Raw genomic sequence first — 25,550 nt, 5'->3', positions numbered from 1 at the left:
TATTCATGTTCCAAAAATCAATGTCATTAAAATAATGGAGCGGTCAGGAAATTTCTATAAGGCAATACGGTTGGGATATATACTTATCTCCATTCTTATCGGATGTATGGCATATAATAGCCTCTATGAATGGCAGGAGATAGAAGCATTAGAACTTGGCAATAAAAAAATAGGTTCATCCGAGATTTTGTGTGATACCTAACAGCGGGATAAGAAAGAAGCTGGCTCTATCTTTAGTACCTTTGAAAAAGTTAACTAATACTATTCTTAGTACTTATGATAGAAACCAGCTTCTTTCTTATTCACCTTCTTGAAGTTGTAGCCGAGCGCACCCCCGAGGTTCTCCGTTGCTGAAATCTTAGCAATCATTACTTGCGGTAATCAATGGTCAGAGAGATAGCCTGCTCCTGTAATGCAATGATCTGAGCTGATAGTTGCTCCAGCTTCTCAAGCAGTATCTGAGCAGTCTTCACGCTATGATAGCTGTTGATGGCACGTACAGCTTGATTATACAGCACACCTATCTTATGTATCTGGGCAGTCAATTCGGAGAGTTTACGATAGTACTCCACAGCAGACTTATCTACCGTTATCACCTTGAAATGCTCCCCCAATATCCTTGCCCGCACAAAGTCGGACTTCGTTTCCGCCCCTGACTTATGGAACAACTCAATCGCCCGTTGCTGGTCTTTCGGGTCAGGCAAGCGTACGTGCCAGTTGTCCCAGCGAGGCTTATTCAGCTCTTTTCGCTTACGATCTCTTTCTGTCTGCTCGTTCATCTGTTGTTTCTTCTGTTAATTACGACTTTGGAGTAATTCATCTCCCCTTCGGGGCAAGGGTCTTTGTGTTACAAACTGCGGTTTGTGTTACAAAGACACACCTTGCCAATATCAAGAATTGATGCCACCCACTTAGGGGCGATTGGAAATTAGCTTTTGACTTTCTGAGCTAAGTTTTGAGTCTGGTTAAGACTTGACTCAGTTTTGACTTGGCTCAGTTTTGACTCAACTCAAAATTGACTTAGCTCAAGAGTTAGGTTTTGACTCAACTCAATTTTGACTTTGGTCAATTTTGACCTGAGTCAAAATCCACTTCTTGACCATACCAAATCTTGACTTACCCAACTCTTAACCGAAATCTCCTATGGCTTACTTATTTGACCGTAGGTAATTGTAAGCTCAGATTAAACGCTGAAAACTCACCGATGAAGTCAACAATCCCCAAAGAGGGAAAAGCACGCACACCGATGGAAGAATTGACACTCACCGAGAGATTGTATGCTCTTGACGTCAGCGTTACCGAGTTCAAATGAGTATCCGCTAAACCATATCTCAACTCACTTCTTTTACCCCGCTGTCCAATTACTTATTTCTCTTATATATAGGATTATAGTGCCTTTCAAGCATAGCTTGTATGTCGCTCTGTTTGTAGAGTATCTTGCCACCGATTTTGTGATAAGCTATTGTTCCACTGTCTCGGTACTCTTGGAGCGTGCGACTGCTCAGACGTAACAGCTTGCAGACTTCCTCACTTGTAAGGTAAACCTCTCCGCCCAACATAGGACGTGCAGTAGCGCAATAACGCTCCAGCTTCTTCAAGACACCCTCCATAAGTTGTGCAAACATCTGCATTTGCGGGTCTTGTTGTGTAATGATTTCGTTCTCTGACATAGTTCATTAGGTGCTTGGGTTCAGTCTTTCTGAGCATTCAGTATTTCAGTGATGTCGCTCTCTTTATAGTAGCACTTATGCCCGACCATAGAGAACGGGATTTTACCCGTATCCCGATAGTGTTGCAGGGTTCGCTTGCTGATACCGAGCCTACGGCATACGGCTTCATTGTCGAGCCATTCCTCCGTTTCGGGAGAACACCCGATAAGCCGTTCAATACGGTGGATAAAGTCTGCAAAGGAGGAGCAGTGCTGCTCCCATGCCTTGCGGTCGATGATGGTAAGTTTCATTGCATTGTTGTTGATTACGTTATTCATACTAGGCAAACGAGCAGTTTTTCTGTCGATTGCCCTTATTGTCGGATGCAAAAGTAACCCCTCTAAAGCGGAAAAAGAAAGAGTAAGGAAGAATACGGAAATAGTTAGGACACAAGGGAAATGGCGAACACAAAAGTTTAGGCTATTGCGGTAATGAGATGAGGTGCTGGTTCGTTCCGTACTAGCGAAAATAAAATCAGGTCACTCTCGAGTGTTCGATTGCTTTGACATCTCTCTATCAATTAACAGAGTGAGAGCACACTCTTTGGCTTATGTGATTGATGGAGTATTTGTTTTGTCGCTTCTTGCGTCCAAAGAGCCTGAGTATGCCGTATTCGTTCGGGCTTATTCTTTTGGCGGTTAGCCTATTGCTGCAAGGTTGGAGCGAAAAATACGACCGCACTAACAATCAAATTATTGCAAGTATGATAATAGCAAAGTACAGAGAAAAGCCCTGCGGTGGAGATTTTTCACTCCATCCGCAGGACTTGACCTTGCAAGCAATCAAGGCAACCGCCATACCTTTGCCCGACCGATTACGGCTTCAGGTCTTTGAGGAAAGTTCATCTATAAAGGTTCAGATTGTGTTTTGTCTTGCTGTGCTATTGACTCACAATAACCCTCAAAGGCAGCATGCTCTCTGTCAGTGAGTGCAGTCATATCCTCTTGTATCTTGTGATCGGTTATCTTTCCGTAGATTTGTGTCGTGCCAATATTGCTGTGTCCGAGCATCTTGCTGAGCGTTTCCATTGAGATCCCGTTGGATAGGCAAATTGTGGTTGAAAATGTATGGCGAGCCATATGAAAGGTCAAACCTTTCTCTATTCGGCATATCTGACCAATGTTCACACAAGCTAAAGACGCCTTGCGGGTGGTTAGGTTAGGGAATATCAAGTCGTCTACTTTCCTGTCTTTGATATAGAGTGAAAGGATTTGCTTGGCAATAGGCAAAAGTGGAATGATAGCTTCTACGTCCGTTTTCTGCCTTTTGATACGGATTTCCTCCGTGCCGTCTGCATTACGGATGATATGCTTTAGCCTGAGCCGTTGCATGTCCACACGTGCCAGACCAGTAAAGGCACAGAAAAGAAAGAGCTGCCTTGCTCGTTCGAACTGCCTGTCAATGATGGGTGTTTGTAATACTCGTTGGAGCTCCTCCGTAGTGAGATAACGCCTTGTGCGGTGTGGCAGTTCTGCCTTGTAGTCCGCAAACGGATCGATACGGATATACTTCTTCTGCTGACCTATGCCGATAAGCTTTCTTAGGAAAATGACCACAATCTGAATGGTGGCAAGGGAAAGGTTGCGCTCTGATTTGAGATAGAAGTCCATCCCCTCGATAAAGCCGTAGTCCAACAATGAGTAGCGAATATCCTCCAGTCCCAATCGTTCACGCAGATAAGCCTCTATGAGTTGTGTGGCATAGATGTAATTGGCAAAGGTCGGCTTGGCAATCGTTACCCCCACACAGGGACGTTTATCCTCAATGAAGAGATGTGCTTCTTCCAAAAGAAAACCTTTAGGTTTGTCTTCTTCCATGAGTTCACATTTCAGTAGCTCGGCTGTGATATAGCCACGCTGCCATACTAATTCTTGATACTTCGCTTTGGCTTGTTCATCTTTGGCTTGGAGATAGCGGTTGATTTCCTTTATCTCTTCGCCCGTTCCCTTGCATCTTCCCTTACGACTATCCCAAAGTTCGGGAGCAATCTCCTTGCCCGTGCTGTATTGCACCTGCTTTCCGTCTATAGTGATGCGTCCCATAATCGGACATTTGCCGTTCTTCTTCTCTTTGGACCGATTGATATAGAATAGTGTTTTGAATGTACTTCGTGCCATAATATCAAAGCTTCAAGGTGAATGTATCTTGTATGCGTTGCTGCACATTTTGCATCTCTCGATGGATTCTCTCGGAGGAAACGGCAGCATATACTTGTGTTGTTCTCAGGTTGGTGTGCCCGAGCATACGGCTCACCGTTTCAATAGGCACTCCTGCTGAGAGCGTGATGAGCGATGCAAAGGTGTGGCGAGCCATGTGAAAGGTTAGCGGGCTTTCCATACCGACATTTCTCTGTATGTAGTGCATGCCGTTGTGGATGATGTCGTTAGTCGGTACATCAAAGACAAAACCAGCACGCTTACCTCTGTACCGCTCCATTATCGCCCAAGCAGGTGGAAGCACCTGTACACGATATGGAGTCTTGGTTTTCATTCGCTTGCCCTTGATGCAAAGTTCACCTTCTTCCAAGACAATGTTTTCTTCTCTGAGATTGCGCACGTCTGAGATTGCCAAGCCTGAAAAGCAGGAGAATACGAACAAATCACGGACAATACGGTAGTTCTCCCATTCTATCTCCAAGTCAATGATGCGTTGCAGCTGGTCTTGAGAGATACTTCTCGGCTCACCTTTGGGACGTTCATAGCTGTAGCCCAAGAACGGGTAGAAGTCCAGCACGCCTTTCTTCACCGCCATGCGGACGATACACTTCAAGGTGGATAGGGCACTCGACACGCTGCTACGTTTCAGTTTTCGGTCAATGGAGAGGTAGTACTCGAAACCCTCAATAAAGGCTTTGTCTAATTGTGAAAGGGGAATGTCGCTTACTTTATACTTCTTCTGCAGATACTCACGGAGCAGGGATAGCTGATAGGTACGGAGCTTGAATGTCTTCAAGGCTCTATCAATGCCTATGCGTTCCTTTGTCTGTCTGAGATATTCCTCAAAACTCTGCAAAAGCAGGGCTTGACGGTGGATTTGCCCCTGATAAGCATCCCTCACATCGGTGGCGGTAAAGGATTCTTCTCTTTCACTGAGTTCGTGAAAGCGTGCGTGGATGAGTGCGGTGCATTCACCGAGTTTCTGATTGACGGACACCGCCATAGCACTCTTGCCGGTGAGTCGTTGCTTACGGCTATCCCATAGGGCGATCGGAGTCTTACACTTGGTGGAGAACCCCGAATGGGTTCTGCCTACGGAGATGCGCCCGATGACAGGCACAAGTCCTTTCTTGTCGGTTCGTCTTGCCTGAACAAAGAACGATACTTTCAGTTTGTTTTCTTTCATTCTTCTATCGTTTTTCTAAATTCCCTTTGCTTGCAAAGGTACAGTGAAACAGGTGCTTCTGAGCGATGCAGAACGATGAAATACGATGAATAAAAAACTGTGGAGCAGTTGTTTAGCTTCAATTCGTAACCCCTCTTTGCTCTTTCTTCGATGGGTTACGATTTGGTAACGGAACTCCTGCCGTTTTATGCTCGTTTTTGCTTATCCTCAAAATAGCAAGAAAGCCTAAATGATGCTATTTCAAATAGTTACATCCATTGCATATCCCGCTATTTCCCTTAATTCTTAACTCCCGACTATGCCCGCAATAAATCGTCTGGCAATTTGGGAGGCGGATCCTTCATCATCCGCAACTCGATACTGTTCTCTTCTGAGTAAAACATTGCCTTTGGTTGGGCCTGTTATTGAAGCAATAAATTGCCCTTGAGGGGTGAGAAAGCAGAGTGTAACACTGTTATCTATACATAGCTTCATTACTCCGGGTGATGCTCCCATGTAATTGAAACAAACGATGCTTTCTAGATTCATGATTGGTATTCGAAAAGATTCTTTATCTTCTTTTAGAATTACCACATTAAGTCCATCCTTTCGGAGGTATACATCTGGAGTGAGTATGTATAGTGTGTTGAGCAACGGTTTCATAATAAACGAATATGGTGCGAGAAGTAGTAGTTTCGAATATCTGGCTGTAATGATAGCTTTGGCATGCAAACCTCTAATAGGGAACATCTATTACACTTTTGGTCGTAGATTGCCGGAGTTGTCCCACCAATTTTAGTTAGATGGTGCATTTCTTGTACTGTCCTCTCTAGTTCATTTCTTAGATCACCCCCAAGAAGTACCTCAAGGCGATGTTTTGTTTCACCATAATATAGATAACCTGCAGGAATGGTAATCCCGTACATCTCTTCTAGGCAGACTGCTTCGGCGCATAGTTGCAGTTTGTCAGCATTGTCTGGCTTTGGGTGACCTCTTTTGTACTCAATTGGTATTGCTTGCCATTTTCCTGGATAGTGTGGATGCCTAAGGTGTGTTTCCCCTTTGGCAGGAGTAAGTTCTATGATATCAGATATGCCATAGATTCCTAGACGGTAGGAGACAAGGGAGACGCTTCGGAGTGTAATCGTAGTACCTCTTTGTTGAGGAAGATCAGGGGCGTTGACTCGCTGATGAAGAATTTGTCCAAGGACTGTAAGGTCATTCTCCTGCCACTTCATATCTAGGTGAATCAACTGCCATTGTCGTGGACAAAAAACGAAATGTTGTATAGCAGAGATCATCAGACAGTCTTCATCGGTATAGTTTTTGATGTTCATTTGTTTGTTTTTTTATGATACCCCCCTGCACGATTGTTCCTCGCACTAATGTGAGGAACAATCGTGCAGGGGATGCCATGATAATTGTTCTAATCTATTGAAAATTAAGTGATTACTTACAGTCAATCTTGCGAATCAGAGTGACACCTTCGGGCATATCGGATTCATTGATGGTTATACGGTAGTCACTGAAGCCTCTCGGAAGATCTGTTAGTCGTTCTATCTTGATCCTTTTGAAAAGATCTTGTGCTAGGGCATTGCCGAGCATGGATTCGTGGCGGAAGATATAGAGTCCTTGAGGCCCCATCATGCCACGAGTGGCGGAGCGATCAATATCAAACATCCAGTGGAGCGCTTCCCAGAAGAGTGATAGATCATCCTCCGTAAATCCTGTCTTCTGAGCATATGATGGCGTAACGAAGCCGTGGCAGATGTAGAGGCCATAGGGAACAGTTGCTTTGCGTCCCATTGTACGATAGCCCCCGCCATCGTCAGCCATCTCTTTTTCCTTGGCTTCTTTGGCATCCGTGGCTGCCATACGGGTGATGGTGTGCTCACTAGCAGTGATAGGATCAATAGACCTAGAAAAAGTCAATTGCACTGCTCCTCGAACTTGACCAGCGTTGGCTCCAGTGGAAAGCACGGCACCAAATGTGCGAATGTCATAGTACTTGTGGCACATGATATCCTGCGCCTTTTGGCGATCTTTTGAATTCTTTGTCTGCTTGTCATCTGTAACTTGCTTGACGGCCTCCTCAATGGAATCGTTGAGAATCGCATTCTCCACAACAAAGATTTCATGTGTGCCATCTCTTAGCTCTTCACGCTCTCGGGAGGCATTGAGGATATAGTTACGGACTTTTCGCTTCAAACAAACATCTGTAACTAGCCCATGACCAGTCTCAATATCAATTCTAGGAAGATTACCAGAGTCTGGATCACCATTTGGATTCCCATCTGTGACATCAAAGAGATAGACAAAGTCATATCTGTTTTGTATTAGTTCTTTGCTTGACATAATGATTAGTTTTCTACTGATGAGTTATTATTAATTACTTCTTTCTCTTCTTTAGAGGCAAAATGGTATTGCTTCTGATGATAGTATCCTAAGCAAAAGAATCCCTGCTCTTCAAGTGTGAAATGGGTAGGATAGGGTGCTCCTTTTCCATCCATAAGTGACATGATCTGCTCCAGTTGTTTTTCACAATTGAGATACAGCGCTGGATTATCCCTTTTCGCTTTCTTCTGGTGAAACACGGATAGTCTTATCAGGCTGGGAAAAACAGATGCCGGAGAGGTCATCGCATTACCGAAGTAGCTATCCGTTATTGTCGCTTTTTTATTAGCAATTAGTTGGATGTTCTCAAGCACGGCAAAATGCCGTCCTGCTAAATAACCTTTGTTGGTCTGTGTGATGTCGAGTGACATAGTAATGATGTTTTTTTCTGTATGATGTTTGTGTCTATAGTGCCTATTCAGGTAGGCCTTTGTGTACGCAGCTCTTAGTTCTGAGACTGTTCGATCTGCTCTAATGCGTTGCAGACATGAGGTAAATAGATCTGATGGATAGGGTGCTCCCGTGATGATACTTTTTACCAGTGCTTCTATTGGGCGTTTGGGCCACTTATCCGCTTTGAGCGTAGCGGGCATAATTGAGGCAAGGAGCGAATATATAGAGCGGATTTTTGGTTCATCGGTTTCCCTCTTTACCCCTTTCCCATATATTTTATGATCCTCTATGTGTTGAAGGGTGTTTCCAAATATTTTCGATATGGTACCCTCTACAAAGAGTTTGACTGAAATTCTTCCTTTTCCAGGCTCAAGGGCCAAGAGGTAGAAGTGTTGTTCCGAGGAGGTATTTACAAAAGCATTTTTGACCCCTTGTATGGCACGGAGTGCTGATAGTACTTGTCTAGATGTTGCTTCTTCTGCTATAAGCGAGACCTCATCTGCTTGTTTTTTTTTCTTCCTTTTACTTCCCTTGCTCTTTGTGGTGAGTTCTGTTATCAATGGTGGACTGAATGTTGCCGATTTGAAGTGCTCAGCGAGTTTGTCATCTTTTGTATGACTAGCCCAAAAAACGTAGGTGACGCCAGAGAGAAAATAGTTGGTACTTCTACCTTTCTCCAAGAGAGAATTAAGAGCATTAACATATCCTTCCGCTGCCTTAGGAGATACAGGAGCATTGTAAGCTTGAGACTTGCCATATGAGTCATAACCACAATTGACTTGGAAATTAACCAGAGAGAGTGGCATTCCGCCAAGTTTTATCCCGGGATGAAGTCTTGAAATAGGTCCATTAGTACCGGTTATTAGACAAACAGCATTTTCGCCATCAGACTGATCAGTGTAATAGTGCGTACTTTGGTAATCTTTGAGGTCTTGTTCACTGGTAACTAATGACACTGTGTTGTTTTCAGACAATATGCCAAAGGTCATATTGGTGCCAGGCTTTTTCGTAATTAAAGCTACAACCTCATTGTCATTAGTGATTTTTAGGTATTCCTTGTTGTCATAAAAGGCTTTCACTGCTTGAAAGGCTTTATTGGACTTGTATATTTCTGCAAATTGTCCAACCAATGCAACGAAGGCATCCATCTGTCTTTTTGATTTCGCACGTTCGTTATCTGTGTCTTTCCCTGTTAATCCGAGTACATAGCCATAATGATCCCAAAATAGATTTGGCACCACTCCGGATGTTCTGGTTACTGGAGATGGAACGATGCACTCGAGAATTTTGTCTTTGGATCCACTTCTAAGTCCATCCACAAAAAGTAGGACCCCGTCTGCATTGATTTGTATAATGAATGGAATCTCTTTTTTTGCATAACCATCTGGTAACTTGTTTCCGGACGTTTTGTCTCGTTCGTAGAGTGCTTGTAGTATCATCGTAGTATTTTGTCACTAGAGGGTTCTGGCACTTCAATCACTCCATGGTTCATCTGCGCATGGAAAAACATCGCTTCCGGACTCTTGGAGTTCCTCTTAAAGTCCATGTCAAATAGCATCAATCCAAGGTCTCTTGTGTCTTCAATACCATCGTTATATTGGGCATCTGGGACGTATCGAAAGTGACAGCTAAACTCTCTGCATCCCAAGTAAGGCATCGTAAAGCATTGTCCTCTTGAAGCGCGTCTTTCAAACATTCCATGGTACTTGCCTGGGTTCTCTGATCGTTTTTCTGGTTCGCTTCTTAGATCAAATTTTCTTTGCTCTTCTTCGGTACGTTCGAAAATAGGTATAAAAACCAGCCGTGCAAAAACTCGATACTTCACATCTCTAAGAATGTATGCAGTCCTCTGCTGACGTGCCACTTCTATAGGGATTGCACCACTTGTAGGACGTGCCAATGCCCCTACTTCGTTGCGTTTAATGGATATATGTCTGATAGGTTTGTGTACCTCAATTCGAGTTACTTCCCATCGTATGGCACGTTTCCAAAGTATGGACTGGAATATATTGCGTACCGCAGATGGAGTGATCACATCGTAGCTAACACGCTCCACCTTGAGCTCTGGTCGAGTGAAACAAGCGAATTCACCACTCAGCTCTAAGCAATACTCTTTGCCAAATGTATCATTCATCATAATAGTTTTGTTATAGTTAGTTTGTCCAAATAGTCCTTTTATGAAATTACATAGGTTTCTTCTGCCCAGTGGTTTGAGACAACTATTCCTGCGACTTCGTCGTAGCACTGATCATCCACCAAGATTGAAATAATTTCATTTTCTCGTACAATTTCTTCTATGTTTCCATGGCCAAGCAATGTGGCGTAATCTTTATCCCTAAGCATGACACTGTACTCCTGCATAAGACGAAAGTCTCTGCTCGTAAGCGAAAATTTGTTGTCACGAATCTTTTTGACCATCTCTTTCCCTTTATCTCCATAAGGAACGACAATTGAGTGCGACTTTTTGTTGTCAATCAGAATGAACCTTTCGGAAGCAGTTTCAAAATTGATATCTTGGGTATACCCAAGGCATTCTTCAATCTTATTTATATCAAAATCAGTAATCCGCCTATAGTACTGTTTGTAATAGTAGTCTATCACTTCTGGACTGGTAGGATTTGTTTTGATTTTTGGACTTCCATAAAGGGTTGCAGTGGTTGCATCACAGCCTTTGGCGATGTTACCAAATGGTTTACTACCATCTTTGAGGATAAAGACATACACTTGCCCGCGCCGATCCATTTTACCTTCCCTATTACAGCGCCCGCCTGCCTGAATGATTGAGTCCAAACCGGCGTAAGCCCTCCAGACGCATGGAAAATCAAGATCTACCCCTGCCTCTATCAATTGTGTACTGATCACCTTTGTTGGCTTCCTCTCTTTCATCCGTTCTTTTATAGTCTCTATCGCTTTTCGTAAATGGGCTGAGCACATCATACGAGAGAGGTGAATCACCTCATCTGATCTGTTTCCTAGTAGTGTCTTTAGAGCGCTGTATACGATTCCTGCATCTTTTCGAGTATTTACGACTCCGAGCACTGACTCCTCTTGAAAAAGTATTTTTGCAAAGTCTTGATGATTAATTTCTTGTGGCGCTATGTGATAGTCGACACGGTCAAAAGGAGCGAAGTATTTCTCTTCTCGAGGTACTAGATCGCCTTTTATAGGTAGCGGATCATAAAAATCAGTACAATACTCATTTGAGGAGAGGTCCGTGCCAAAGACCGGCTGGGTCGCACTGCAACAAAGAATGGAGCAGTGAAAGGCTTTAGACAATGTGTCTATTGAGGAGAGGATAGGGCGTAGAAACTCTACCGGAAGGGCTTGTATCTCATCCAAGACGATTACGGAGTTAGCGATGTTGTGTACTTTGCGACATTTTGCTGGTTTAGATGCAAAGAGACTAACGAAGAATTGCATATTTGTTGTCAAGATGATGGGAGCATCCCAATTTTCTGTCAGAAACTTCAGCCTAGATATTTGTGAATATTCTTCGTCTCCGTTGATACCTCGCTCAGTTATTACTTCGGAATGATGTTCTAGAATATTTTCTTCACCAAAAATACCACGGAAGATTGTAGCTGTCTGAGTGATGATTGTAGTATAAGGAATGACATAAATGATCCGATCGTGATGATTACGGATAGCCATCTCTAACGCCCATGCCATCGAAGAGATGGTTTTACCCGCACCTGTGGGGAGTGAGAGCGTATAAATCCCGGGGGGATTCTGTTTGCCATGTAAACGACAGCGATTAAGGAAGTGTGCCCTCGACCGATTAACCGGTGTTTGAAGAACTGTTTGGAAGTTATCTGTCTTCTTCTTAAGGCGATCTCTTAGTTCGCAAAGTGAGGCATAGCCATCCTTTATCTTCTTGCGCTCTGAGCTTAGAGTAGGTGACATAAAGTGCTCTGTATCTAAGCGGTCAGCATCAACTAAAGCAGAGAAAATCATCCGGATTGTCATCTGAAAATCATAAAACTCATCAGTTTGTACCTGTAGACTCTCCTTTTCCTCTGTTGCCACTTCTTCGCACGCATCGCACCACCTCTTGTGTTCACTGCAAAATTGCTTTAACAGTTCATTGTAATCATAGAGCCCCCGGTGATGTCCACTGATGCAGTAGGCAATCGCATTGGCAGCGATATAATTTTTTATACTTCTTGTTGCTTTTATAGCTCCCACAATAGCATGAGGAGCCTTGGCTGGAGAAGCATCGTTGTTGTTGTCATAGCCAGATGCTCGTTTAATATAGTTCTGAAAATCTGGTCTATACTTGCCGAAGTCGTGCCAAAGACCTGCGTAATAGGCAAGATCTTTTATCCCTCTACTTTCATCATCCTCGTAGATTAGGTTTCTTGCAAGTTCTGCGACATTACGACTATGCGCTTCAATGCTCTGTATAGCAAAGCTTCCATCAGTTTCATCTTTTCGAATATGAGCTATTGCTGTCGGATTTTTCATGTTATCGCTGATTGTATTAGTGGCTAGCAAGCCGACATGTACTGAAAAACTGACTCTCTAGGGTGTGGTGTTTTAAGATTTGGTTAGCAGTTTTTTCTGTTAGAAATTGATTTTTGGTTGATAGAGCTACTTGTTAGTCCTAAATCAAGTGCCACTATGCAAAATTATCTATTTTTTTAATCTCTTTTGTGCAGTACGTTGTGCGATGAAACCGACTGTAGTTTTCTCTTATTCGGGGCAATTGGAAATAAGATTCCGAATGAGGTGAGGATGGTTGTGTGGTTGTATGGTTGTGTGGAAAAATTGATGTGTCTTCGTGGTATGCGGATGTGGAGTCTGTGCTTAAGTATTCTGTACGCAACTTTATCTTTTCTGGTGAAATAATGCTCGTCCCAGTTTCTAAAATAAGAGTTCTCCAATCGATACTTCGCCGAACTGGGATTACTTTTCTAGGCTTCCATGATATAGTTCGTCATCACAAACTCACGCTCAGCCTATGGGTAGAGCGTGAGTTGCCTATAGTAGGTTTGTGGGCTATTCTTCGAATCCTACTGGTATCGGGTAACTAGTTCTTTCCCAACTGTGGTTCTGATCAGTGGCCACTTTTTCTTTCACTGTACACTTCCCAAGTAAGTCTTGAAAACGCTACGCTTTAAGCACGCCGGGTGAAGGGTTTTTTCAAGCTCTAGACTAGGTGCCTTCATGGTGGAGAAGCCGTTGTAGAAGCGTGCTTTTGGCAAAGGCACTTAGAGGGATGATCGCTTGTTTATTTGTGAGATAAAACAGGATTCAGGTCGCATGATAGTAGTTGACCAACTTCCAATTTTGCGTACTGTCAGCCCGAACTATACCAAACTCCTCTAGAACTTCCGAATCCATCCAACCAATACAAAATGCGGCAGAATCTATGCTTACGTAGCTCCAAGCCGAAAAGAAGCCAGTACTGTCTGGGGCTGAAATTACGAATGCATACTCACTGATGTTCCTTGGGTTGTAAACACCCTCTTGTAGAGCTAAGCGTATTTTGCGATAGCGTGCATCGCTTCTGAATTTCTTTACAAACTCAGAAAGTGGCTCTGTACCTTTATTCCAAGGCATCGATAAGTCTAGGGCTAGTTGATTGTTTTGTTGGTAAAAGAGGGTACTCTCGTCCGGTTGGGTATCATCTAGACAGTTGCTTTTGACAAGTGCCTCCACCTCGGAGATGCTTTTTACTTCCGTCACCTCCTTGCTAAGGATCGTATTATCTTCCTTCTCCTCCTGCTCACCACAGCCTACCACGAACAACAGTATCCCCATGATAGTAAATAGAACCCTGGGGTGCCATTGAAGTAGCCGTACGACGTTACATTTGAACATAAAAACAAACCCGAAAACGGGAAAGCAGTTAATCAATCACAATGGGGGTTGAATCTTGAACTAAAGATACAAAATATTTCAAATCTAAGTCAAATAGTACCAGCTGTTTTTTAGGCGTAAGTACTTCCATGTATCTACAGCGGTTTGTGCTAGGAAATCAGGTTCTGGAATGCCTTTCGGAGATTTTTTGCTAAACAAAATCTCTGTTCTACTCAAGATCGGAATGTGTCCCATTGCCTTTTCACTAGACATATTAGCATTGATCAAATTAAATTGGTAAATTTGCGGTGCTTTGCGTAACCTCTGGTGAGAAGTTTTGTGTGGCTCGCGTATGTTGCGTTTAGTCAATTACTAATTCAATAAAGCAAAATAATCATGGATTTGATTAAGCTAGTAGAAAAAGAATTCGCAACGGACAAGGAACTCGTAGAGTTTCACAGTGGAGATACGATCTCGGTTGCCTATCGAATCAAAGAGGGTGCCAAGGAGCGTATCCAGGTTTTCCGGGGAGATGTGATTCGCATTTCCGGAGAAGGCGCAAATAAGCGTTTCACAGTCCGTAAGATTTCTAATGGAATCGGTGTAGAGCGTATCTTCCCGATGAATTCTCCTTTTATCGAGGAGATCACAGTACACAAAAAAGGTCGTGTGCGTAGAGCTAAGCTCTATTATCTTCGTGAAAGAAGAGGCAAGAGTGCACGAATCCGGGAGCGTCGCTCGTTCTGATTACTTTTGTGTGCATATGATTATCAAAATGCCTTGGGAGATATCTCAGGGCATTTTTTGTTAACCTTTTTGGTATCTTGCATGAGGGAATAGGGCTATTTAGCCAAATATATAATATCGTGAGCCATGACTGAAAAGACTAAAAAGCTAAAAGTATTGTTGACTGGGGCCGGTGGACATATAGGCCGGTGTGCTCTAGATCTTTTGATGGAGAAAAAAAACACCTTTGATATTCGTGTTTTTGATCTAGATACCCCTAAGAATAGGGAATACTTTGGTCGTTATGGTGATGACCTCGAAGTCTATCTGGGTGACATTTCGTCTCCTATAGATTTGGTATCTCCGGTGACAGGTGTTGATGCAGTCATACATATGGCGTCAGTCATTCCTCCACTTGCTTCTGATCGCCCCGACTTGGTTGATTCTGTAAATATAAAGGGGACAAAGAACCTAGTTGTGGCTTTAGAGCACTATGCGCCACGAGCATTTTTGATGTTCGCATCAAGTGTCGCTGTGTATGGAGATCGCTTTCTCAATCCTTTTATCAAGGTGACAGATCAGGTAAACCCTGTATCGGATGACCACTATGGCGCCGGAAAAGTGCTGATGGAGCAAGCAATCATAAGCAGCTCTCTGCAGTGGACGATTTTCCGACTTTCGGCCATCATGGGAGCGGGCAATCACATGATGTCCGGATTGATGTTTCGGATGCCTTTGGAGCAACTTTTTGAGATTTGTACGCCCAAGGATACTGCTCGAGCCTTTGTGAACGGCTTGTCTAGGCTGGAGGAATTGACTGGGAAAATCTTCAATTTGGGAGGTGGTCCACAGTGTACGACTACATACCGTACGTTCCTTGAAAATAACTTTAGAATCTATGGCCTTGGTGAATTTGACTTCCCCCGGATTGCCTTTGCCACCCAAAATTACCATTGTGGTTATTACGAGGATGGCGATCATTTGGAGGAGCTCTTGCACTTTAGACGAGATACGCTGAAAGACTACTACCGTCAGTTACAAGACTCGATACCTTTGGCACAACGATTAGCGACACAGGCTGTTTCTCGGTTGGTCAAGAGTTATCTCCTCCACTTGAGTAGGCCTTATCAAGCAGTCAAGGAGTGCGATAAGGAGGCTATGAAGTTTTTCTTCAGATCGTTTTAGTCCATATCCAACGCTGTAACGATCGAGACGGCGCAGTGCCAATTGTAGAGTTTGCACTGTACAAATACAGGGATGCTTTCGGAAACCAGCATCTGTAGCTTTCCGCCTTTTTTCACACCAGTCAGCCGTATGTCCCTGGAGAAGTGACTGACATGGGTTGAAAACGCTTTGTACACCGCTTCCTTTGCAGTCCAGAGCCACAATGGATGTATTGGATCTATGTGTTTTAGGATAGACAGCTCTTCTTGGGTGGCGAACCTTTTGAAAACTTTTTGAGCCTGAGTCCACTTGTCCTCGACATCTATTCCCAGTGTGCTGTCGCGCGGGCCAATTAGGACTCCAAGGGTAGTACGACAGTGCGAGATACTGATCGATGCTGTGTCTTCATTGAGGTAGGGGCTTCCGTTTGCTCTGTGCCCTATTGTTACGGATTTCCCCAATTCGGCCGATATGGCTTCCTCTATAGCTGTTCGGGGGTTATGTTCTAGGTTGTTGGGCAGTAGGATTAGCTTTGGCTCCATATGGCACAAATAACACTTTGCTGATACGACGACGCCCCATCTCTAGGATTTTGAAAGCATGACCTTCTATGTTGATCACTTCACCCACAGTTGGAAAGTCCTGTTTTATCTCCAGCAAGAGTCCGCCCAATGTCTCTGCTTCGTCTGTCTCTTTGATGATTTCATCGTAGTTGGCGACCTTCACCACTCGGAGAAAGTCAAGGATGGAGATTTTGCCATCCAGTGTGTAAGTCCCGTCCGGATTCTCGGTGTAGAGCTGTTCATCATCGTCGTATTCATCGTTGATCTCACCCACAATTTCCTCCAGCAGATCTTCCATCGTAACCAATCCGCAGGTCCCGCCAAACTCGTCTACCACGATAGCCATGTGGACCTTTTGGCTCCGAAAATCCTCCAGCAGGTGGCTGACCATCATGCTTTCGGGTACGAACATTGCTTCACGCAACAATTTTTGCCAATTGTAGTCATCCCCTTCTTTCAAGTGAGGCAGTAGATCCTTGGCATATAGTAGCCCTTTGATATTGTCTATGCGTTCTTCGTATACCGGTATTCGGGAGTATCCATTTTCAATGATGAATGTGCGTACATATCCAAAGTTTTGCTCAAGGTCTAGAGCTTTAATCTCCATTCTGGGCTGCATCACTTCGGCAACACTCTTTTTATGAAAGAGTATGATCTCGTTGAGTACTCCTTGCTCTTCGGTATTTGCTGTGGTTAGTTCGATTGCTCGACTCAGCTCCTCGTGGTTGAGTTCGCTTTTGGTGGTCTGAAAAGGCTTGCTGATCCACGTGCCGAGACGGACCAGCCCTTGTGTAATGGGGGTAAGGATCTGCCAAGCCCTATACATTCCTGTGATGTTTTTTCGAGTGTGTGCGAGGGGATTGAGTTGGCACAAAACTTTGGGGATGATCTCACCCACGAGTAGGATGACCGATGTTGTGCCGATGACTTGGACGACAAACCCTGCAGTGGGGGCGTTCCGGAAGTCAAATAAGTGCGTCATGATGTACTCCGTGAGGGTGATGACGGAAATGTTGAAAAAGTTGTTGGCGATCAAGAGGGTACCGAGGAGGGACTCCGAGTCGTCAATGAGGTCTAATATCTTTTTGTCTCGAGGGTTGTTGCTCTCCTTGAGCTCTTCTATATGCGATGGGAGAAGTGAAAAAAAAGACACTTCCGATCCTGAAAAGAACGCACTGAAGTAAAGGCAGATGATGATCAGCACCAAGGCAATGATCTCGTAAGTGGAGATCGGGGTCATGTAAATATCTCCCAGTGCAGTACTAAGTATGGCTGGATCTTCCAAGGTAGTTTTCTGTTTTTCTTTGACTAGTTTGTATGGGTGCTGTACTAAAAATGTGTTAGGTCTTTTTGTGAAAAAGCAAGGGGGTCAGAACGGTAGCTCTTTCTCCGAGTCACATTCTAGTGCGTCTAGGTAAAGTCCATATGGGTTGTTCGGGGATTCTTCTTCTTTTTTGCCCTCTTCAGGTCGCACCTCCTGAGTCAATATGTCGAGTTTGTCTGCCAAAATGAAAGCATATTTGTGCTCTATTCCCCCCTTGGAGTATGCAGTTCGGTAGGAGAGCCTGCCTTCTACCTCCACCATCAGTCCCTTTCGGACGACCATCTCTGCGTGCTGAGCCAATTGGTATGTGCAGAGTATACGGTGCCATTCGGTCACATTGTCTACGACCACACGACCTTCATGATCCACATACCCCTCGGTATGTGTCGCCATCCGAAACGTGACGATGCACGTAGAGGGGTCTATGTACTTTATATCTGGGTCACCTCCTACATATCCTCTGAGGGTGATCCTATTGTAGGTCATCGCTTTTAGAGTTTTTATCTACTGTACAACGGGTCAAAGATACCACTTTTAGTCTATAAATTCAGAAAGGTCTTTGTGGAAGTCCGCTTATTCACTTTTGGGAGCCTTCGGAAAATTGTGCGAAGGATGAGCCGGGACGTTATTTGGCTTTACCTGACGGGAAGGGGAAAAAGTTCTTCTCCTTGGAGAAAAAGTCGACGGGGTCGGAGAAAAAGTTGCTTATGTCCAAGGAAAAGATAAAATCACTGTGTGATTTCTAGAAATCACACAGTGATCTGAATAAACCACTTAGTGATTTGAATAAATCACATAGTGATTTCGAGTTTTTCATCCGGGAAAAATAGTTTGGAAGTACAGAGGGATGACTTTTTAACCTTTAGAATTTTATTTATTGAGGATGAGGATGAGGTGAAAATCTCACCAAAGACAAAGGGTGAGCCTGCCTACACTTTCTTTCACCGTCGTCAGTTCGCTCTGCCACCGCTTGCGGAATCTTGGTGGTATTTGGCATGCGTCCTTTATCATTTTAATGAGTAAGTTTGTGCATTCTATTGGTCGGTGTGTCTCGCACCTGGTTGCGATAGACACAATAATATATATGTACTCACAAAGGATCTGACTCACTAATGTCTGCAAGACAAGCAACAAAGAAGGTTGTCGACAATATTCGCATCGAACGCATGGCCGCTGAAGGGAAGTGCATTGGACACCTCCCCGATGACAGGGTCGTTTTTGTCCCCTTTACGGCACCCGGTGACCTGGTAGATGTGCGACTCCTTCGCCGTCGCAAGAAGTATGCGGAGGGGGTGGTCGAACGCCTTGTGGAGGCATCTCCGGATCGAGTGGCGCCACAGTGTGTGCACTTCGGTGTATGTGGCGGTTGTAAGTGGCAACACGTCCCGTATGAGATGCAGTTGGCGGCAAAAGAGCAGCAAGTGTATGATCAGCTGCAACGTATAGGCGATATCGAAGTGCGTGAAAGGAGACCTATTATTGGTGCTCAAGAGATCTATGGGTATCGGAATAAGCTAGAGTTTACGTTTTCACAATTTCGCTGGATCACCCACCACGAGCTTGAAAGTGGAGTCGAGATAGCGGATAAGCGGGGAGTGGGCTTTCATCTTCCCGGCAAGTTTGACAAGGTGTTGGACTTGTCGGAGTGCCACTTGATGAATGAGCTCAACAACCGCTTGAGAGATTTTGTCCGCGAGTACTGCATGACCCGTGAGGGTTTTAGCTTTTATGACCTTCAGGGGCATAAAGGTCTGGTGCGGATGATGATGATCCGGGTGAGTACATGCGGGGAGGTAATGGTCGTCCTGATGTTTGGCGAGAATAATCCGAAAAAGCAAGAGGAACTACTTACTGCTATTCAGGCAAATTTCACGGAGATTACTTCGCTGATGTATGTCGTAAATACCAAGGTAAATGACAGTATGTCGGATCTAGAGGTGCAGCTGTTTTCCGGTCGGCCGTATATCTGGGAGGAGATGGAGGAGCTAAGGTTCAAGGTGGCACCGCAGTCCTTTTATCAGACCAACTCGGCACAAGCCTACAGGCTGTACAGTCTTGTCCGCACACTGGCTAACCTCAAGCCAAGCGATCTAGTCTATGACCTCTATACCGGCACCGGTACGATTGCTTCTTTTTTGTCCAAAAGCGCAAGGAGGGTAATCGGAATAGAGTATGTGGAGGCGGCGGTCCGAGATGCTCGTGAGAATGCGGCTCTCAATGGGCTGACCAATATGGAGTTCTTTTCGGGGGATATGAAGGATGTCCTGACAGCTGACTTTCTAGACCAACACGGTATCCCTGATGTGATCGTAACCGATCCTCCAAGAGCCGGGATGCATCCATCGGTCATTGAGGTCCTGCTGAGAGCGGCTCCCAAGCGTATCGTGTATGTAAGCTGCAATCCGGCAAGTCAGGCGCGTGACCTCCAGTTGCTTGGCGTGGACTATAGAGTGTCAGTGGTACAGCCGGTCGATATGTTTCCGCAGACGCATCATGTGGAAAACGTGGTCCTTTTGGAGCGAAATGCCCTCTGATGGTTGGCATGAACATTGCACAAAAGACTATAGAGATAGAGGTTTAGAGATAATCAACAACAATAAGAGAAATAAAAGACATTGGACCCAAGAAAGGAAATAAAAGTCTTGATAGATAGCATTACGGAAGGAATTCAAGACAAAAAAGGGCATGGTGTGACCGTGCTTGATATGCATCGGATCCCCGACCGCGCATGTGACTATATGGTCATCGCCGAGGGAAATACACCTATTCAACTCCGAGCTCTAGAGGGAGCTGTATGGGACAAAACACAGGAGAAGGCCGGCGAAAAGCCGTTGCGTACCCATGTGGGAGGAGGTGAGTGGATCGCAATGGATTATGGAGATGTGATGGTACATCTTTTTTTGCCAGAGATGAGAGAATACTATAGGCTAGAACAACTATGGGCGGATGCAAAGATAACACACATCCCGGACCTTGACTGATACACCATGGCAACAAATAAAAAACAACCCAATAAGGCCCCTCTTGATCCTCGACCACAAGGAGGGTTCAAGCCAAATATGAGTTGGCTGTTCATCGGCTTGCTCGTGGTTTTGGGAACTATCCTTGTGTTTTCTGATGATCAGCGTGTCCAGAAAGTAGAGTGGTCACGTTTTCAGCAATTGCTAGAAGGAGAGGCATTTCAGGAGGTAACCGTATACCCATCCAAAGGGGTCATAGAGGCTTTGGTCAAAAAGGATAAGGAAAACCTATTGCGAGAGCAAAGTGTCACCAAGTCCTTCCAAAATCAAAAACAGCGGCCTTCGCTTCTGTCCACCGTCTTGGTCCAAACCGAGATGCCTGGAGCGGAGGCATTCAATGACCTGTATCAAAACTTACGTAGCCAAGACAAGCTCTCTGCGACAAAAGTTACTTACGTCCACGACAAGGTCAACTTTTTCAATATTTTGATGAGCTTTTTGCCCTTCTTGCTCCTAATCGTTTTCTGGATATGGATGACTCGGCGAATGACTAGAGGGGCCAATATGGGTGGCGGAATCTTTGATGTCGGCAAGTCCAAAGCTCAACTCTTTGATGCCGAAAGTAGGGTCAAGGTGACGTTCAAAGACGTTGCAGGTCTTAGTGAGGCAAAACAGGAAGTGGAAGAGATTGTACACTTTCTGCGCGAACCCAAGAAATACACTCAGCTTGGTGGCAAGATCCCCAAGGGCGCACTGCTTGTAGGTCCTCCCGGTACCGGTAAGACATTACTGGCTAAGGCTGTCGCCGGAGAGGCCAGTGTGCCGTTTTTCTCTCTGTCGGGATCGGACTTCGTAGAGATGTTTGTGGGGGTAGGGGCTTCGCGTGTCCGTGATCTATTCAAGAACGCCAAGGAAAAAGCCCCATGCATTATCTTTATTGATGAGATTGATGCTATAGGACGTGCCAGAGGGAAAAATGCAGGATTCGGAGGTAATGATGAACGGGAAAATACGTTGAACCAACTGCTCACGGAGATGGATGGTTTTGACACCAATAGTGGTGTGATCATATTGGCGGCTACCAATCGTGCTGACATACTGGACAAAGCACTCCTCCGAGCCGGACGTTTTGATAGACAGATCCATGTAGACTTACCTGATCTCAACGAGCGAAAAGAGATATTTTTAGTCCACATGCGACCACTGAAGATGGATAGTAGTGTGGATGTTGACATCTTGGCACGCCAAACCCCAGGCTTCTCTGGCGCAGATATTGCCAATGTGTGCAATGAGGCAGCACTGATAGCGGCTCGGCATTCCAAAGACTCAATAGGTCGGGATGACTTTATGAACGCCATTGACAGGATCGTAGGCGGGCTGGAAAAAAAGACGAAGATAACCACTAACGCCGAAAAGAAATCTATCGCCATCCATGAGGCAGGACATGCCACCATCAGCTGGATGCTTGAGCATGCCAACCCCCTTATCAAGGTGACGATTGTCCCACGGGGTAGGGCACTTGGGGCCGCTTGGTACCTTCCGGAAGAACGCCAAATCACAACAACAGAGCAACTCTTGGACGAGATGTGTGCCACCTTGGGAGGACGTGCTGCTGAAGAACTTACGCTTGGGTGTATCTCTACCGGTGCGGCGAACGACCTAATGAAAGTAACCAAGATGGCACAGGCTATGGTGACTTACTTTGGGATGAGTAAAAAACTACCGAACATCAACTATGAGGATAACCAAGGTGAGTATAGCTTCAAAAATCCATACAGCGAAGCAACAGCTCGCTTGATAGATGAAGAGGTTCTGAACATCATCAATACTCAATATGAGAGAGCTAAGGAAATCCTAAGGAAGCACAAGGATGGACATATGGCGGTCGCTGACCTACTGTACAACAATGAGGTGATCCTGGCAGAGGATGTCGAGCGGATACTAGGCAAGCGCCCCTGGGTATCACGTGCAGATGAATTGCTGAATGATACAGAGGAAGACAATAGTGTGAAATCCTCGGACAACAACATTGATGGTGAGCAACACCATGAAGAAGAATCCAATAATGATGAAAAGCAATGAACTCTATCAGATGAGAGGCGTCTCTGCTGACAAAGAAGATGTGCACAGCGCAATACGCAACATTGATAAGGGATTGTACCCTCAGGCATTTTGCAAGATTCTTCCTGATATTCTAGGCAATGACCCGCAATACTGCAACATCATGCATGCTGATGGCGCCGGAACAAAAAGTTCGCTCGCCTATGCCTATTGGAAGGAAACCGGAGACCTCTCGGTTTGGAAGGGAATAGCGCAGGATGCAATCGTGATGAACCTAGATGACCTCCTATGTGTCGGTGCAACAGATGGAATCCTCCTTTCTAGTACAATTGGTCGGAATAAGCGCTTGATACCTAGTGAGGTGATCAGTGCACTCATCAATGGTACAGATGAAATACTGGCGCAACTCAGGGATCTAGGGGTCGGAGTGTATCCTACCGGTGGCGAAACGGCTGATGTCGGTGATCTGGTACGCACGGTTATTGTGGACAGTACGGTTACGTGCCGAATGAAGCGCTCGGACGTGATAGATAACGCACGCATTGTCGCCGGTGATGTGATTGTCGGCCTTTCATCCACCGGACAAGCTACTTATGAGCAGACATACAATGGGGGAATGGGCAGTAACGGACTCACCTCTGCACGTCACGATGTCTTCGCACACCGATTGGCTACAGAGTACTCTGAGACCTATGACACTATGTTGCCAGACGAGGTTGTTTATGTGGGAAATAAACAGCTCACGGAAAAGGTTCCGGGCCTAGACATTGACTATGGCAAGTTGGTTCTCTCTCCTACTAGGACCTATGCACCTATTATTGTCAAAGTCTTGGATGCACTGAGAGGAAAAGTGCATGGCATGGTTCACTGTACTGGTGGAGCACAGACAAAAGTCCTTCATTTCGTCAAGAACAAACAGGTGGTCAAGGATAATCTCTTTCCGATCCCAATCCTCTTCCAGACCATCTTGGAATCAGGTAAAACTCCCCCTCGAGAGATGTACAAGGTATTCAACATGGGACACCGGATGGAGATCTATATTCCGCAGGCGTATGCTCAAGAGATCATTGACATTGCGTCAGCTTTTGGCATTGAGGCTCGTATCATTGGGCGGGTGGAAGATGCTCCATCCAACCGACTCATTATAGACTCACCCCTTGGGCGTTTTGAGTATGAGTGATGCCTTTGATTTATTGGAACGAACCGCAGGACTCGAAGATCGTTACCGCGAGGTAATGTTGTTGCTCTCTGACCCGGCGGTCATTGCCGATCGCAAACGCTTTGAGAAGTTGAGTCGAGAATACAACGATCTAGAGCAGGTTGTTGATAAGATCGCTGACTATAAGAGCCTAAGGGATAATCTACAATACAACCAACAATTGATCTCTGCGGGAGATGATCCAGAGTTGGTGGCTATGGCTAAATCGGAGGTTGAGATGATCGAGGATCTTCTGCCCGATATGGAAAAGCAAATCAAGCTTCTCCTTGTACCCAAGGATCCTGATGACGAAAAGAATGCCATTGTAGAGATACGTGCCGGTACCGGAGGAGATGAGGCCGCACTTTTTGCAGGTGACTTATACAAGATGTATACCAAATACTGCCTGGAGCGGGGATGGCAGATCTCCACAACGTCAATGAACGAAGGGGCCTTGGGGGGCTTCAAGGAGATTGTGTTCACCGTACAAGGAACCGATGTATATGGAACGCTCAAGTATGAGAGTGGAGTCCATAGAGTCCAGCGGATACCTGCCACAGAGACCCAGGGTAGGATCCACACATCGGCAGCCACAGTTGCCATATTACCCGAGGCTGACGAAGAAGAAGTGGTTCTAAACGATGCGGACATCAGAGTGGATACTTACTGCTCGTCGGGAGCCGGTGGTCAGTCGGTAAATACTACCTACTCAGCTGTCCGGCTCACCCATATCCCCACCGGAATAGTGGTGCAGTGCCAAGATGAACGCTCTCAGATCAAAAACAAAGAACGTGCAATGAATGAGCTTCGCACTCGCATATACAATGTTCAGCACCAGAAGTATCTGGACGAAATCGCATCACAGCGCAAAACCTTGGTCAGTACCGGTGATCGCTCTGCCAAGATACGCACCTACAACTTCCCTCAAGGGAGAGTGACAGATCACCGGATCAATCTAACGGTCTATCAACTGGATGATATATTGGCCGGAGACATACAGCCCTTTATTGATGCTCTGACTGTCGCGGAAAATGCTAGTCGCATAACAAATACGGAACTATAAAAGGAGTAGCAACTGTTGCCCAAAAGTCCGACCAAATGTAACACTTTTGTGGAGCATCAATTGTGCAAGAAGATGAACGCACACGGGTTGTGTATTTGACTTTTATGGTGAAAAGTGAGTAATGGGTATCTTTGCTGGCTAAATTCAAACTACACACAAAAGTCACCAATGAAACAAAACATTCTGATACAAGCTTGTATCGCCACACTTCTGCTCCTTTCCGGTTGCCAAAACGATACTGTCAAGCCTGGTGAGACCTCTGATTACGAGTACTCCTTTACTGTGCATGCTATATCCGGTGAGGTCCACATCTCCTACCTTCTTTGGACGGATGGATCTACAGTTGTCCTCAATAACAAGGACAAGAGTGAGAAAAATCCTGCAGAGTTTGAAACTAGAATTTTACCTGGAAAGATCTTGAAATACTCCTTTGTGACGAAAAATGCTAAGTCTTTTCGTGTGAAAGTAAGCGTTTCTCCAAATGCAAAGGGGGAGTATCTGTTTGTTGAGAAAGTGAATGGAAAAGTGGTTAGGAAGAAGAAGGAATCTTTTGACTTAGGCTCTCGTGATGAGGCCAGCTTTTCGTACAACAGTTCGAGGACGAACGTGAGTTCTTCCAATATGTAACCCGATGTCACTGTAGCATCCCCCCTACTAGGATGTTCGAGTCTCGTGACTAGGGGGATTATAAGATATGGAGGATGTGTCAAAACAACCGTTTTTGGCCATCTTCCATTTGTTTTATTAGGTGGAATACGCCTATTCCGTTCCATTGGGTAGCTATTGTGGAGTCTGTAAAGATTGGGTATATTTGGCATGAAAAGCATGGGGCACTTTTTCCCTCATGATCTATGGAGTTTACTAACTAACCA

The 25,550-nt window shown here is 45.0% G+C and carries 23 protein-coding genes and 1 pseudogene; 9 read left to right on the top strand and 15 right to left on the bottom strand.

Annotated features, from left to right (window positions below):
* Positions 1-34: 34 nt before the first annotated feature.
* Positions 35-172: pseudogene (locus AC1EK1_RS05755) on the top strand (two component system sensor kinase); the annotation flags it as partial.
* Positions 173-368: 196 nt separating this feature from the next.
* Here the strand turns inward: AC1EK1_RS05755 and AC1EK1_RS05750 are convergent.
* The 12 genes from AC1EK1_RS05750 to AC1EK1_RS05695 all read right to left on the bottom strand — a co-directional run bounded on the left by AC1EK1_RS05750 (position 369) and on the right by AC1EK1_RS05695 (position 13,580).
* Positions 369-779: a plasmid mobilization protein gene (locus tag AC1EK1_RS05750; protein ID WP_025883492.1), complete on the bottom strand. Its 411-nt coding sequence runs from the start codon at positions 777-779 to the stop codon at positions 369-371.
* A 582-nt stretch (positions 780-1,361) separates the two neighbouring features.
* Positions 1,362-1,670 carry a helix-turn-helix domain-containing protein gene (locus tag AC1EK1_RS05745; protein ID WP_025883491.1) on the bottom strand — a complete coding sequence of 103 codons (309 nt, stop codon included), beginning with the start codon at positions 1,668-1,670 and terminating at the stop codon, positions 1,362-1,364.
* Positions 1,671-1,690: 20 nt separating this feature from the next.
* A complete protein-coding gene (locus AC1EK1_RS05740) occupies positions 1,691-1,960 on the bottom strand; it encodes a helix-turn-helix domain-containing protein (RefSeq protein WP_025883489.1) in 270 nt (89 codons plus the stop codon).
* A 594-nt stretch (positions 1,961-2,554) separates the two neighbouring features.
* On the bottom strand, positions 2,555-3,826 hold the full coding sequence (locus tag AC1EK1_RS05735; protein WP_025883486.1) for a site-specific integrase: 1,272 nt from the start codon (positions 3,824-3,826) through the stop codon (positions 2,555-2,557).
* A gap of 4 nt (positions 3,827-3,830) precedes the next feature.
* Positions 3,831-5,051: a site-specific integrase gene (locus tag AC1EK1_RS05730; RefSeq protein WP_480306093.1), complete on the bottom strand. Its 1,221-nt coding sequence runs from the start codon at positions 5,049-5,051 to the stop codon at positions 3,831-3,833.
* Positions 5,052-5,336: 285 nt separating this feature from the next.
* Positions 5,337-5,693 (bottom strand): CRISPR-associated endonuclease Cas1, encoded by a 357-nt coding sequence (gene cas1 / locus AC1EK1_RS05725; protein ID WP_480306092.1) that lies wholly within the window; start codon positions 5,691-5,693, stop codon positions 5,337-5,339.
* On the bottom strand, positions 5,690-6,367 hold the full coding sequence (gene cas4, locus AC1EK1_RS05720) for a CRISPR-associated protein Cas4 (protein ID WP_480306091.1): 678 nt from the start codon (positions 6,365-6,367) through the stop codon (positions 5,690-5,692). The genes cas1 and cas4 overlap by 4 nt, the downstream gene beginning before the upstream one ends.
* Positions 6,368-6,479: 112 nt before the next feature.
* Positions 6,480-7,385, bottom strand: coding sequence for a type I-C CRISPR-associated protein Cas7/Csd2 (gene cas7c, locus AC1EK1_RS05715; RefSeq protein ID WP_480306090.1), 906 nt, complete (start codon positions 7,383-7,385; stop codon positions 6,480-6,482).
* 5 nt (positions 7,386-7,390) lie between these two features.
* Positions 7,391-9,256 carry a type I-C CRISPR-associated protein Cas8c/Csd1 gene (gene cas8c, locus AC1EK1_RS05710; RefSeq protein WP_480306089.1) on the bottom strand — a complete coding sequence of 622 codons (1,866 nt, stop codon included), beginning with the start codon at positions 9,254-9,256 and terminating at the stop codon, positions 7,391-7,393.
* Positions 9,253-9,951 carry a type I-C CRISPR-associated protein Cas5c gene (gene cas5c, locus AC1EK1_RS05705; protein ID WP_480306103.1) on the bottom strand — a complete coding sequence of 233 codons (699 nt, stop codon included), beginning with the start codon at positions 9,949-9,951 and terminating at the stop codon, positions 9,253-9,255. The genes cas8c and cas5c overlap by 4 nt, the downstream gene beginning before the upstream one ends.
* Before the next feature lie 41 nt (positions 9,952-9,992).
* Positions 9,993-12,281: a CRISPR-associated helicase Cas3' gene (gene cas3, locus AC1EK1_RS05700; RefSeq protein ID WP_480306088.1), complete on the bottom strand. Its 2,289-nt coding sequence runs from the start codon at positions 12,279-12,281 to the stop codon at positions 9,993-9,995.
* 789 nt (positions 12,282-13,070) lie between these two features.
* A complete protein-coding gene (locus tag AC1EK1_RS05695; protein ID WP_480306087.1) occupies positions 13,071-13,580 on the bottom strand; it encodes a hypothetical protein in 510 nt (169 codons plus the stop codon).
* A 435-nt stretch (positions 13,581-14,015) separates the two neighbouring features.
* On the opposite strand from AC1EK1_RS05695, the gene rplS reads away from it, so the two are divergent.
* Both rplS and AC1EK1_RS05685 read left to right on the top strand, forming a co-directional pair.
* Positions 14,016-14,366: a 50S ribosomal protein L19 gene (gene rplS, locus AC1EK1_RS05690; RefSeq protein WP_480306085.1), complete on the top strand. Its 351-nt coding sequence runs from the start codon at positions 14,016-14,018 to the stop codon at positions 14,364-14,366.
* A 126-nt stretch (positions 14,367-14,492) separates the two neighbouring features.
* Positions 14,493-15,530, top strand: a complete 1,038-nt coding sequence (locus AC1EK1_RS05685) for an NAD-dependent epimerase/dehydratase family protein (protein WP_480306084.1) — start codon at positions 14,493-14,495, stop codon at positions 15,528-15,530.
* Here AC1EK1_RS05685 and AC1EK1_RS05680 read toward each other — a convergent pair.
* From AC1EK1_RS05680 to AC1EK1_RS05670, 3 genes are all read right to left on the bottom strand, one after another.
* Positions 15,527-16,051, bottom strand: a complete 525-nt coding sequence (locus AC1EK1_RS05680) for a 4'-phosphopantetheinyl transferase family protein (protein WP_480306083.1) — start codon at positions 16,049-16,051, stop codon at positions 15,527-15,529. The genes AC1EK1_RS05685 and AC1EK1_RS05680 overlap by 4 nt on opposite strands.
* Positions 16,008-17,357 (bottom strand): gliding motility-associated protein GldE, encoded by a 1,350-nt coding sequence (gene gldE, locus AC1EK1_RS05675; RefSeq protein ID WP_480306082.1) that lies wholly within the window; start codon positions 17,355-17,357, stop codon positions 16,008-16,010. Before gldE ends, AC1EK1_RS05680 begins: the two co-directional genes overlap by 44 nt.
* An 84-nt stretch (positions 17,358-17,441) precedes the next feature.
* A complete protein-coding gene (locus AC1EK1_RS05670; RefSeq protein ID WP_480306081.1) occupies positions 17,442-17,882 on the bottom strand; it encodes a single-stranded DNA-binding protein in 441 nt (146 codons plus the stop codon).
* Between the two features lie 626 nt (positions 17,883-18,508).
* On the opposite strand from AC1EK1_RS05670, the gene rlmD reads away from it, so the two are divergent.
* The 6 genes from rlmD (at position 18,509) to AC1EK1_RS05640 (ending at position 25,305) form a co-directional block, all read left to right on the top strand.
* Positions 18,509-19,930 carry a 23S rRNA (uracil(1939)-C(5))-methyltransferase RlmD gene (gene rlmD, locus AC1EK1_RS05665; protein WP_480306080.1) on the top strand — a complete coding sequence of 474 codons (1,422 nt, stop codon included), beginning with the start codon at positions 18,509-18,511 and terminating at the stop codon, positions 19,928-19,930.
* Positions 19,931-20,011: 81 nt separating this feature from the next.
* The gene (gene rsfS / locus AC1EK1_RS05660; protein WP_480307270.1) at positions 20,012-20,377 is read left to right on the top strand and encodes a ribosome silencing factor; all 366 of its coding nucleotides are present in this window, start codon (positions 20,012-20,014) and stop codon (positions 20,375-20,377) included.
* Positions 20,378-20,383: 6 nt separating this feature from the next.
* Positions 20,384-22,438, top strand: a complete 2,055-nt coding sequence (gene ftsH, locus AC1EK1_RS05655; RefSeq protein ID WP_480306077.1) for an ATP-dependent zinc metalloprotease FtsH — start codon at positions 20,384-20,386, stop codon at positions 22,436-22,438.
* Positions 22,425-23,597: an AIR synthase-related protein gene (locus AC1EK1_RS05650; RefSeq protein ID WP_480306102.1), complete on the top strand. Its 1,173-nt coding sequence runs from the start codon at positions 22,425-22,427 to the stop codon at positions 23,595-23,597. Before ftsH ends, AC1EK1_RS05650 begins: the two co-directional genes overlap by 14 nt.
* Complete coding sequence (prfA, locus tag AC1EK1_RS05645) at positions 23,590-24,678, top strand: peptide chain release factor 1 (protein WP_480306076.1); 1,089 nt, start codon at positions 23,590-23,592, stop codon at positions 24,676-24,678. Before AC1EK1_RS05650 ends, prfA begins: the two co-directional genes overlap by 8 nt.
* 168 nt (positions 24,679-24,846) lie before the next feature.
* Entirely contained in the window at positions 24,847-25,305 is a 459-nt protein-coding gene (locus AC1EK1_RS05640) for a hypothetical protein (protein WP_480306075.1), read from the top strand.
* The last annotated feature ends 245 nt before the right edge of the window (positions 25,306-25,550 follow it).

It is taken from the genome of Porphyromonas sp. C0026D3, assembly GCF_056590775.1.
The sequence above is the reverse complement of the archived record's forward strand: the minus strand, read 5'-3'. Positions and strand labels throughout refer to the sequence as shown.

Coding starts and splice junctions, on each gene's coding strand:
- AC1EK1_RS05750 (WP_025883492.1), bottom strand. CDS start 779: ATGAACGAGCAGACAGAAAGAGATCGTAAGCGAAAAGAGCTGAATAAG.
- AC1EK1_RS05745 (WP_025883491.1), bottom strand. CDS start 1,670: ATGTCAGAGAACGAAATCATTACACAACAAGACCCGCAAATGCAGATG.
- AC1EK1_RS05740 (WP_025883489.1), bottom strand. CDS start 1,960: ATGAAACTTACCATCATCGACCGCAAGGCATGGGAGCAGCACTGCTCC.
- AC1EK1_RS05735 (WP_025883486.1), bottom strand. CDS start 3,826: ATGGCACGAAGTACATTCAAAACACTATTCTATATCAATCGGTCCAAA.
- AC1EK1_RS05730 (WP_480306093.1), bottom strand. CDS start 5,051: ATGAAAGAAAACAAACTGAAAGTATCGTTCTTTGTTCAGGCAAGACGA.
- cas1 (WP_480306092.1), bottom strand. CDS start 5,693: ATGAAACCGTTGCTCAACACACTATACATACTCACTCCAGATGTATAC.
- cas4 (WP_480306091.1), bottom strand. CDS start 6,367: ATGAACATCAAAAACTATACCGATGAAGACTGTCTGATGATCTCTGCT.
- cas7c (WP_480306090.1), bottom strand. CDS start 7,385: ATGTCAAGCAAAGAACTAATACAAAACAGATATGACTTTGTCTATCTC.
- cas8c (WP_480306089.1), bottom strand. CDS start 9,256: ATGATACTACAAGCACTCTACGAACGAGACAAAACGTCCGGAAACAAG.
- cas5c (WP_480306103.1), bottom strand. CDS start 9,951: ATGAATGATACATTTGGCAAAGAGTATTGCTTAGAGCTGAGTGGTGAA.
- cas3 (WP_480306088.1), bottom strand. CDS start 12,281: ATGAAAAATCCGACAGCAATAGCTCATATTCGAAAAGATGAAACTGAT.
- AC1EK1_RS05695 (WP_480306087.1), bottom strand. CDS start 13,580: ATGGGGATACTGTTGTTCGTGGTAGGCTGTGGTGAGCAGGAGGAGAAG.
- rplS (WP_480306085.1), top strand. CDS start 14,016: ATGGATTTGATTAAGCTAGTAGAAAAAGAATTCGCAACGGACAAGGAA.
- AC1EK1_RS05685 (WP_480306084.1), top strand. CDS start 14,493: ATGACTGAAAAGACTAAAAAGCTAAAAGTATTGTTGACTGGGGCCGGT.
- AC1EK1_RS05680 (WP_480306083.1), bottom strand. CDS start 16,051: ATGGAGCCAAAGCTAATCCTACTGCCCAACAACCTAGAACATAACCCC.
- AC1EK1_RS05670 (WP_480306081.1), bottom strand. CDS start 17,882: ATGACCTACAATAGGATCACCCTCAGAGGATATGTAGGAGGTGACCCA.
- rlmD (WP_480306080.1), top strand. CDS start 18,509: ATGTCTGCAAGACAAGCAACAAAGAAGGTTGTCGACAATATTCGCATC.
- ftsH (WP_480306077.1), top strand. CDS start 20,384: ATGGCAACAAATAAAAAACAACCCAATAAGGCCCCTCTTGATCCTCGA.
- AC1EK1_RS05650 (WP_480306102.1), top strand. CDS start 22,425: ATGAAAAGCAATGAACTCTATCAGATGAGAGGCGTCTCTGCTGACAAA.
- prfA (WP_480306076.1), top strand. CDS start 23,590: ATGAGTGATGCCTTTGATTTATTGGAACGAACCGCAGGACTCGAAGAT.
- AC1EK1_RS05640 (WP_480306075.1), top strand. CDS start 24,847: ATGAAACAAAACATTCTGATACAAGCTTGTATCGCCACACTTCTGCTC.